General features: G+C 42.8%; 10 protein-coding genes and 1 tRNA gene. 7 read left to right on the top strand and 4 right to left on the bottom strand.

Features of this window, described 5'->3' with window-relative positions; all coding sequences use genetic code 11:
* The 3 genes from Q7P41_RS08435 to Q7P41_RS08425 all read left to right on the top strand — a co-directional run.
* A partial coding sequence (locus Q7P41_RS08435) for a restriction endonuclease subunit S (RefSeq protein ID WP_303883448.1) occupies positions 1-863 on the top strand: 863 nt, incomplete at its 5' end.
* A gap of 2 nt (positions 864-865) precedes the next feature.
* Positions 866-4,084 carry a type I restriction endonuclease subunit R gene (locus tag Q7P41_RS08430; RefSeq protein ID WP_303883446.1) on the top strand — a complete coding sequence of 1,073 codons (3,219 nt, stop codon included), beginning with the start codon at positions 866-868 and terminating at the stop codon, positions 4,082-4,084.
* A gap of 1 nt (position 4,085) precedes the next feature.
* Entirely contained in the window at positions 4,086-4,766 is a 681-nt protein-coding gene (locus tag Q7P41_RS08425) for a M48 family metallopeptidase (RefSeq protein ID WP_303883443.1), read from the top strand.
* Positions 4,767-4,872: 106 nt separating this feature from the next.
* On the opposite strand, the gene Q7P41_RS08420 is transcribed toward Q7P41_RS08425, so the two are convergent.
* Both Q7P41_RS08420 and Q7P41_RS08415 read right to left on the bottom strand, forming a co-directional pair.
* On the bottom strand, positions 4,873-5,187 hold the full coding sequence (locus tag Q7P41_RS08420) for an AzlD domain-containing protein (RefSeq protein ID WP_303883441.1): 315 nt from the start codon (positions 5,185-5,187) through the stop codon (positions 4,873-4,875).
* A 2-nt stretch (positions 5,188-5,189) separates the two neighbouring features.
* The gene (locus Q7P41_RS08415) at positions 5,190-5,885 is read right to left on the bottom strand and encodes an AzlC family ABC transporter permease (protein WP_303883440.1); all 696 of its coding nucleotides are present in this window, start codon (positions 5,883-5,885) and stop codon (positions 5,190-5,192) included.
* A gap of 499 nt (positions 5,886-6,384) precedes the next feature.
* Between Q7P41_RS08415 and Q7P41_RS08410 the strand changes: the two genes are divergently transcribed.
* The 4 genes from Q7P41_RS08410 to Q7P41_RS08395 all read left to right on the top strand — a co-directional run bounded on the left by Q7P41_RS08410 (position 6,385) and on the right by Q7P41_RS08395 (position 7,538).
* A complete protein-coding gene (locus Q7P41_RS08410; protein WP_303883439.1) occupies positions 6,385-6,603 on the top strand; it encodes a hypothetical protein in 219 nt (72 codons plus the stop codon).
* A 277-nt stretch (positions 6,604-6,880) separates the two neighbouring features.
* Positions 6,881-6,956, top strand: a tRNA-Arg gene (locus Q7P41_RS08405).
* Between the two features lie 145 nt (positions 6,957-7,101).
* A complete protein-coding gene (locus Q7P41_RS08400; protein ID WP_303883438.1) occupies positions 7,102-7,305 on the top strand; it encodes a hypothetical protein in 204 nt (67 codons plus the stop codon).
* Positions 7,302-7,538 (top strand): tyrosine-type recombinase/integrase, encoded by a 237-nt coding sequence (locus tag Q7P41_RS08395; protein ID WP_303883437.1) that lies wholly within the window; start codon positions 7,302-7,304, stop codon positions 7,536-7,538. The genes Q7P41_RS08400 and Q7P41_RS08395 overlap by 4 nt, the downstream gene beginning before the upstream one ends.
* A 138-nt stretch (positions 7,539-7,676) precedes the next feature.
* Here the strand turns inward: Q7P41_RS08395 and Q7P41_RS08390 are convergent, their stop codons facing one another.
* Together Q7P41_RS08390 and Q7P41_RS08385 are read right to left on the bottom strand one after the other, a co-directional pair.
* Entirely contained in the window at positions 7,677-8,345 is a 669-nt protein-coding gene (locus tag Q7P41_RS08390; RefSeq protein ID WP_303883436.1) for a hypothetical protein, read from the bottom strand.
* Positions 8,346-8,606: 261 nt separating this feature from the next.
* Complete coding sequence (locus Q7P41_RS08385) at positions 8,607-9,566, bottom strand: PLP-dependent cysteine synthase family protein (RefSeq protein WP_303883435.1); 960 nt, start codon at positions 9,564-9,566, stop codon at positions 8,607-8,609.
* Positions 9,567-10,059: the final 493 nt, after the last annotated feature.

Raw genomic sequence — 10,059 nt, 5'->3', positions numbered from 1 at the left:
GTACTTTTGAAGCAATTGGACGCAATGAACTGAGAAATCTTTGCATTTCTCTGCCACCTCTCACCGAACAACGCAAAATTGCTGAAATCCTAGAAACTGCAGACAAGGCAATAGAAAAAACCGATGCCATAATCGAAAAATACAGGAGAATAAAACAGGGCCTGATGCAGGATTTGCTGACCAAAGGCATAGACGAAAAGGGTCAGATAAGAAGCGAAGAGACGCACAAATTCAAGGACTCGCCACTTGGCAGGTTACCAGAGGAGTGGGAAGTGGCGAATATAGGCAAAGCAGGAAAAGTGATAACAGGAAGCACGCCGCCCACTGCAAACCCTAAATATTACGGAGATTGTTATTTATTTATATCCCCAGAAGACATTACAAATAGCAAATTCATAACTGACACTCAAAAAAAGCTTTCCGAATGTGGTTTCAAAATTTCAAGATCTGTACTCCCTTATTCCATTTGCGTCGTGTGTATCGGTTCAACTATTGGAAAGGTGGCTATGACTAAAAGTATATGTACAACAAATCAACAAATAAACTCCATTATACCTGATATCAACATTTTTAATCCTGATGCTTTATTTTATTTTGTTTTGTTTTATTCTCAAACTCCATTGAAGCATGAGGCGGGATTGCAAGCTGTTCCTATTGTTAATAAAAGCAGATTTTCAACAATTAAAATCCCCCTCCCACCCCTCCCCGAACAACATCGCATCGCCTCAGTACTATCTCAAATTGACGAAGTAATCGAAAAAGAAGAGCGGTATAAAGAAAAACTTGAAAGGATAAAACAGGGGTTAATGCAGGACTTGTTGACCGGAAAAGTCCGAGTTAACCATTTAATCAAGGAGACTTAAAGATGTACCAAAGGCTTGATGAAGAACATTATGTGGAAAATCCTTTCCTCGCCCAACTTTTAGGGCTCGGTTGGGAGGTTTACAAGCAAAATAGTGGCGACCCGCAGGACCTAAGGGAAATTAAATCTTTCGACCCGTCCTTTGATCCCCTATATGACGAATGCTCGCATTTACGGGAAAGCTTCAGGGATATAATTCTTGAAGACGTTTTAAGAAAATCCATTGAGAAAATAAACCCCTGGATCGAAGAAGACCAGATAAACGAGGTCGTAAGAAGGATAACTACGCCGACTGCAAATTTCCTCCTGGAAGCCAACAACGAAATACACGATCTTCTCGTTGAAAACACTTCGGTATCCGAAAACCGAAAGACAGGCGGAAAAAGCCCAACGGTCAAATTCATAGATTTCAGCAATCCCGAAAACAATTCTTTCATCGCCATCTCGCAGTTTAAGGTAAACATCCCCGGCACAGAGAAGCACATAATACCGGACATAGTACTATTCGTAAACGGCCTGCCTTTGGTCGTCGTCGAGTGCAAGTCGCCTACAACAGCAGACCCGATTGCGGAGGGAATCACTCGGCTCTTAAGATACTCCAACAGAAGAGGAATAAAGGAAGGAAATGAAAAGCTTTTTTGGTATAACTTTTTTACGATCTCGACGTCCAACCAAGTTGCAAAATATGGCACCATCACCGCTGATTACGATTACTTCGTCGAGTGGAAAGATCCTTACCCTTATGCTTTATCAGACATAAATTCAAAAGGAAACATCACAAGCCAACAGGTCCTGGTTCAGGGGATGCTCTCAAAAGACAACTTCTTGGACATCCTTCATACTTATACAATTTTTAAGGAAGACTCAAAGGGCGGCATCATCAAAGTTGTGGCAAGATACCAGCAGTTTAGAGCCGTTAAAAAAATAATAAAAAGGCTTAGGGAGGGCAAAACTCCGGAAGAAAGAGGGGGAATCGTCTGGCACACCCAGGGGTCGGGAAAATCATTGACGATGATGTTCACCGTAAGGGAGATGTACCATAGCCCCGAATTCAGAAATTTTAAAATTATCTTTGTAACAGACAGAAGAGACCTCGAAAAACAGCTGAGAGACACGTCGAGAAGCGTCGGATTTACCGTTCACCTTGCAAGAAACACGCGGGAGCTAAAAAAGCTTTTAAAAACAGATACCCCGGATCTCGTCATGTGCATGGTCCATAAATTTCAGGAAAGAGATCTTAAAACTCAATTCCCCGTGCTAAATACATCGCCTAACATTCTTGTTATGATCGACGAAGCGCACAGGACGCAATATAAATTGCTTGGCGCTAACCTAAAAAGAGCCTTGCCAAACGCTGTAAGGATTGCCTATACGGGAACGCCCATCGAAAAAACGGAGATGACATTTGGGGAATATATTGACAAATACAGCATAAAGCAAGCCGTCGAGGACGAGGTAACCGTTGAAATCGTATACGAGGGTAGAATCCATAGTGCAGAGCTTTCTGACGAAGAAGCTGCAAACGCGAAGTTCGAGGACATCTTTTCAATCATCGATGCCGATGAAAAGGCGAAAATTATGGGAAGGTACACGTGGAGGGCCTATTTAGAAAACGAGAGCGTCATAAAAGACAAAGCAAGAGACATGATAGAACACTACATTACCCATGTCTTTCCTAATCGATTTAAGGCTCAGGTCGTCACTGTCTCTAGACTTGCTGCCATAAGGTATAAAAAAGCCCTTGAAGAGGCGTTAAAAGAAAAGATAGAAGAAATGAAAAAGAAAGGCTCTAACGAGGACATTAAGGCGCTCGAAAAAATAAAAGTAGAAGTAGTAATATCCGGACCTCCCGATGACGACCCCGAATATCAACCCTACACCGATGAAAGGAAGCATGATAGGATCATACAAAGCTTTAAGCTTCCCTTCGACAGAACAGGCGAAGACGGTATTTCCGGCGACGTCTGCATTTTGGTCGTACAGAGCATGCTCATCACGGGCTTTGATGCCCCCGTTGAGCAGGTGATGTATTTGGATAATGTGATCAAGGGTCATAATTTACTGCAGGCCATAGCTAGGGTAAACAGGGTTTACAAAAATAAGACTTGCGGCTTTGTAGTAGATTACGTAGGGGTCTTAAAGCATTTAAGGGAATCTCTTTCAATTTACGCCGACGAAGATATAGAAGAAATTGCGCAGGTGGTCAAAGATAAGGCCCAAAGCATCGATGAATTAAGATACATTTGTTGTCAGATAGACGATTTCTTTAAAAAGAACCACATAAAGAACTGGCGCGATGACGTGGACGCATGCATAGATCTTTTGGTCGACGAGGAGACGAGAAACGAATTCATAATGCTCGTGAGGCGATTTAACAAGGTCATGGACGCCGTCCTACCTGACCCGGAAGGCTTAAAATATGCTGCGGACTTGAAAATTCTTAATTTTATTAAAGAATCGGCTAGAAACAGGTACAGGGATGACAGGCTCAGTATAAGGGACGCCAGCAGAAAGATAAGGGAAATAGTCGAGGAATATCTGGTATCGAAGGGCGTTGATCCTAAAATACCTCCTACACCCCTTTTTGACGACAATTTTATGGAAAAAGTTAAAAAGCAGAGGTCGAGCAAGGCTAAGGCGCAAGAGCTGAAATATGCCATAGTAGAACATATCAACACACATTTCGAAGAAGACCCTGAATTCTACGAGAGATTTTCTGATTTATTGAATAGAATTCTTAGAGAGTACAAAGAAAACTGGGAAATCCTTGCCCTTGAACTGGAAAAGATAAGGGAGTCCATGAAAGAGGGAAGAAGCGCTGAAGAGACCTTTGGCTTTGATCCCAGGAAGGAAATGCCCTTTTTCGGGCTCCTTAAGCGGGAAATGTTCGGTAAAAAACCAATTGAAAAGCTGAGCAAGAAAGACATAGACTTTCTGGTGGATTTAACAAAAGACGTAATCGAAATCACAAAAAGGGAAATCAAGGTCGTTGACTTCTGGGAAAATTATACAAAACAGAGGCAGCTAAAGTCCTACATCATATCACGCCTGTTAATTAGCGTACAGCCCAGCAATAAAACACAACCCCCTGAAATGATTTATATGGCAAGCGAATCGTCTGAACCTTACGTTACGGGTATTAAGAAAACTTGGTTCAAAAAAAGAAACGAGATAGCGCAGAAATTGATCGAGCTTGCTTATCACATTTATGGAGAAAAATAAAATGAAGCCCATGGACGTGCAGATCGAGAAAATAATCCGAACGAAAAGAAAAACGGTAGCTTTGTACGTGACGGACGATGCCAAATTGATCATCAGGGCTCCTTTTAACCTTGATGACGAGACGATCGCTGAGATCGTCTCGAAACACAGGCGTTGGGTCGAAAAAAAGCAAAAAGAGGCCTCTACTAGAAACCAAAAACTTTCCCCAAAAGAATTCGTCAATGGGGAAGGGTTTCTGTATTTAGGCAGATACTACAAATTAAATATAGTAGAAGACCAAAGTGAGCCGTTGAAATTAGAAGGCGCATTTTATCTTTCAAGATATGCGCTTCCGCATGCGCAAGAAGTATTTATACAGTGGTATAAAGACAAAGCCTTTGAAAAAATTTCCGAAAGGGTCGATCTCTACGCCAAGAAACGAGGATTAAAATATAACAAAATAAACATAACCAATGCTCAAAAAAGATGGGGTTCGTGTTCTTCTAAGGGAAATTTGAACTTTTCCTGGCGGTTGGTAATGGCTCCCTTGCCAGTTCTGGACTACGTCGTCATCCACGAACTCGTTCATCTGGAAGAAAGAAACCATGGAAGATCTTTTTGGGATAAAGTCAAAATGCTGATGCCCGATCATAAAAAACAAAGAGATTGGTTAAAAAGAAGCGGCTATCTTTTGAAATTATGATGACGCAGGAAACTAATAGTAGCTGTTTAAAAGTTTCGCGCGCGATGGGTTGTATTGTGCGCAACCTCCTCGATGAAGGAACAACACTTCATTTTTTACTGCGTCTTTACACTAAGAAATTAAAGAGCATCATGGCAAGGATCCCTGCCAATATAGTAAAAAGGATGCTTTTAGTCAAAAGTGCGGTGACTATGGCAGCTATGCCCGCCAATAACCGCACGTTTCCAAAGGAAACAAAAAACTTTTCCGATTGTATAAAAAGCTCCGGAAATATCAAAGCTGTCATTACAGCCGGAGGCACATACCGCAAACACCTCTGCATCCACGAGGGCATTTCCCAAATTCCTAAAAGGAAGATAAAAGACAATCTCGTCAAGTATGTCAAAATTCCCCCTAAAAGCAAGACCAGCCATACGTTCATAGCTATTTTTTCCTCCAATGTTCAGAAACGAATCCAGTAGTTATGCCGACCAAGGAAGCTGCAATTAAACCTAATCTATAGGGAAGTTTATAAAAAATCAAAGATGAAACCCCCGCAGCAACAGCAGCAGCGACGCTTGGATAATCCTTTAAAGAAGGGACTACGATGGCTATAAAGGTTAGGGGAAGGAAAAAATCCAATGGCCAACTTGGGGGGAGTACTTTACCCATAAAGATGCCGGCAGCGGTACTCATCTGCCAAGTAATCCACAGGATAAGGCCGGCGCCTAAAAAATACCAATGACTATAGCGGTGTTCTTCCTGTCTTTGATAATAATTTATAACTACTGCATAGGCTTCATCTGTCAAAAGATAAGCCAGCAATGCTTTCCATCTAAAGGGAAGGTCCTGCACATAGGGTGCAACTGAAGCACTGTAAAGCATATGACGCAAATTTACCACTGCCACCGTAAGCACGATCAAAGACGCCGGAACAGCTTCGGCAATTAATTTACTCGCCACAAACTGTGAAGAGCCTCCAAAAACAATGTAAGACATAGACTGAGCCTGAAGTTTAGTCAGACCTGCCTCTAAAGCTACAATGCCGTAGATTACGCCAAAGGGAATAACGGCAAGCAGTAAAGGAACTTCGTCGCGAATCCCCTCCAGGAAAGTATGTAAGGCACTTTTATGGTTCATCTTTTGTGGCACCCCTCTTGTAAAAATTAAAGCGCGATAAAAAGTTTCGCAGTAATAAACAGTAACCTTTATTTTAGCCGTCTCTTACTTTATTTTAGCCGTCTCTTAAAGGAAAATAAAGATCAAAAAAATCGCCTTTGCAAGTATCAAATAAGAGGCCTTTTCTTGCATTCAAAATAGCATATAAAGTCAAATCTTATATAATACAAAAAAATTATACAATATGATATAATGCAGTGCGATTTAGTAAAGCCAATTGCCTGTATCGGATATTTGCGTCCAGATAAAGTTACACCCGATTAGAAATCCACTTCGAAATAAAAAACAATGCTAAATAAATCGATTTTATGTCAGGTCTATAAAAGTAGGCAACAGCAAGAATCAAAGTTGTCTAATTGATGAGTTGTGTCATCAGTTTGTGGATTAGTGATATGGCAGATTTGTAAGATAATAAATTACTTAAATAAATATCTTCTAGTATTAAGGGGGAAAAGACTTCATGGAATGTCCGCTTTTAAAAACCTGCAATTTTTTCCGTGATAAGATGGAGAATATGCCAGCAACTGCCGGCATAATGAAGAAGCGCTATTGTCTTAAAGACAACTCAAAGTGTGCCAGATTTATGGTAGCAAGCACTTTGGGCAGGGAAAAAGTTCCTGCTGACTTGTTTCCAAACCAGCACGATAAAGCAGAGAATTTAATAAATAATAATGGCTAAAAACAAACCATACGAAATTTACTCTAGATTTTTAGGACAGCGTGTTATCCAATAAATCTTCTTTTATATGTTACGATGATTTTATATGTTACGATGATTTGCCGGCATTTTCCCAACCTGTCGTTCAATGTTTAGTTAGCAAGGGAGGGCTTTTTACACTGGAGTCGAAATTTTATAAGATCGCGTAAAATATTTGTAGGAGATTTTATAGTCGCCTGTTGACTAATCCGCTTACCTGTGGTAATTTTCCTAGTGCTGTCCGATGTGTAATTCTCGTGCGCCCGTAGCTCAGTGGACAGAGCGGCGGACTTCGGATCCGTTGGTCGCGGGTTCAAATCCTGCCGGGCGCGCCATGATTAAAAAACACAGGCATAACCTGCAATCTCGACACTTTTCGTTAAACTTGCAATTTAGGCAAAAAATGCATAATCCGTTGTCCATGAAAAAGCTGCTTTTACACTCCCTTGCCGCCAGCATGAGGCGAAAGGGAGTGTTTTTATGGTTGTAATACCTTTCAGGAAAGACGTTTCATGGCAAGAGACGGCAGATGAATTTATATACTTCAAGATGGCCGAAGGAAGGGCAGAACGCACCATCAGGACTACACATATTATCTGTCGCGCTTCTTCAAGCGCTATCCCGACGCTTTCGATCCTCAAAAGACTAGAAAGTGCGTACTCGAGTGCATGCCAGACCAAATGAAGCCGGCTACTTACAACCTGCACCTTGCTTACCTGCGCCATGCCCTTGCCCTTTCTTACCTGCGAAACGGCGGAGATACGCTTTCTTGGCAGCGCATCATGGGACATACGAACCTCACGATGACCAAGCGTTATGTAACTTATACCCTAGGCGACATAAAAGAACAGCACGCTATGGCCTCGCCGTTGAACAAGTTTGTGCCAGCGAGGAAGAGGGTGGAAAAGGTGGGGTGATTGGCTTGGCTTTAAACCATCTTGATTGTCTACGATTATATATGTATATGTAGGAGTGAAATTGTACTTAAAAACAAATAGCAAAGATTAGACCCATATTTACGCCCTATACTTTGAGAGTGTTTAACTCTTGGCGAGTTAAGTGGAAAAAACATGAAGCAGTTCTGTTTTCGAGGATTGGGAAAGAGCTATAATTCTTTTCTCTAATTTCTGTAGATCGGTTTTGATATAATTTTCATCAATCCCAGGTGGTGCATAAATTGAGAAAAGGACGTCTGATGTAGATAGCATAATACGGCTTTTGTAATCTGGGCCTCTCAAAATACTTGATATCGTGGCACTGCAATCACAAAGCATCATATCTCCACTTACGGTGCTCACTTCTTTCCCAGAGACGGATTGATAAACCTCAGCACCGGTAGCCACCTTCAATTGCAATGGCAGATGCAATTGGGCCAAATCATGGCCAGCAGTAAGGAGCATACTCTCTAACTCAGAAAAGAGCATTGCCTGCAATAAGCCGGATTCGGTATGCAGTGATTTTTTCCCTTGCAACACGGATTCCAGTTGGGCAAGAACGTGATAACTATATCCAAACCTCTTATAATAGGCTACGTAGGCCTGAATCGGGTTAAGCTTTTTTAGCTCTTTCCTATCCAGTTGGCCGTATTTTTTACGTAATCCTGCAATCGCCTCTCTAACTTCCCTTTCCTCATGCGGATGGGAAGAGGAGACTCCACACATAATTAAGAATCCCATCTTCACTCCAGGAAAAGAGGTTTCTATACTTTCGTCAAATTTAAACAATGCCTAAAGACCCCCTTCCTTATGAACGTAAAACTTATTGCGACTATTACTACCAATTCGTGCGGACAATTTGACCAGAAAGTATGGTTGAAGCCTTAAGGTGTTCGGATAGGTTGGAATACTGTCCATATCATAATTTCCGCTACATTGTCCGGATACGTCCGAAGGCTGGGGTTCATGTTAAACCAAACGAAGTTAGCCGCCTACAACCTGGGCCACGCTTACCTGCGCTCATCCTTTTTACAGCACTGACTTCACTCGTTAGAGATACAGGTCGGTACTAACGTACTTGAGTCCCGAGTCACAGACCAGAAAAACAAGAGTGCTTCCCTTTTCTTGACCCTCCAGGAGCCTTGCAGCCGCAGAAACGTGGGCCCCTGTGGAGAACCCCCCAAATATCCCCTCGTGCTGAGCCAACGCCCGGGCCCCCTCAATGGCCTCCTCGTCAGTTACCGTCAGGTATTCCGTAACCAGTGACGGATCGACGAAAGGGAGGTCTCGACTGTAACCTCCACCCTGGATCCTGTGATTCGGATTGGTCACTTCCCGCTTTGCAAGCCACGGGCAAGAAGTTGGCTCCAGAAGATAACAACGGATCTCGGGATTATGCTTCTTCAGAGCCTTCGAACACCCCGCAAAAGACCCGCCTGTCCCGACAAAATCGACGAAGCCATCGAGGCAACCTTCAGTCTGCTCCCAGATTTCCTCGCCGGTACCGTATTCATGGGCACGTATGTTTCCTTCCAGCCTGAACTGGTCGGCCCTAAAAGCACCGAGTTTCTGCACGATCTTCTGTGTACGCTCTTCCACCAGATCAAGGTCCTGTCCTGAAACCTGACCAGGCGGCGATCCCACCGCTTGGTCCACTAGGATTACTTCGGCTCCTAAGGCTCTCATCATCCGCGCCCTTTCCATGGAATTGCCCTTGGACATGACGGCTATAAAGGGGTAGCCCTTGACGGCGCAGACTATGGCCAACCCCGTGCCGGTGTTGCCACTAGTGAGCTCCACTACGGGTTGCCCTGGCTCAAGTTCACCGGATGACTCGGCCTCCTCGATCATTCTCAGGGCGATCCGGTCTTTTTTACTTGATCCGGGATTGAGGTTTTCTAGCTTAGCGAGAAGCGTCCCCTCGAGCTTCCATGCGGCCTTGAGACGGTCAAGCTGTACCATTGGGGTCTTTCCTATCGTCTTCAATACACTATCAAAGACCTTTTCCATCAGATATCTCTCCTCTGCATGTCGCGCACAGATTTTCTTTTTGCGCCAGACAACCTTAAAAATAACAATAAAAGAACCTGTTTCACAACACATCTCTCCAAGGTCACGAAATGCAACAAAATAAAGTAGTTACAGGCATTAAGTTCAAGCATATTCAAATACAGATGAGGTGAAAGAATTGTCATATAACTTCAAGCCTTACGACGTAAAACAATTATACCTTTTGCCCCCGACATGCGCGACTGGCTTCCTGCAGGACACTTGGTGTGGTTTATACAGGTTGGATTATAGCCTTAAGTTCGTATCCTGCAAATCGTGGAAGGATCAAAGACTACAAGCGCCTATGCGAAAATGTGTAACACGCTTAAGAAACGTGGAGGTCTACGTCAAAAAGATTATGCTAGGGTTCTTGCCACCGGAAGTTTTCCACACTATTTGAAATAAAGCCTCGTTGAACTTGACTTATAAAATACGTGCATGGTAATATAATTTT

The sequence above is a fragment of the Acetomicrobium mobile genome, assembly GCF_937920065.1.
This window is presented reverse-complemented; position numbering and strand designations above follow the sequence as displayed.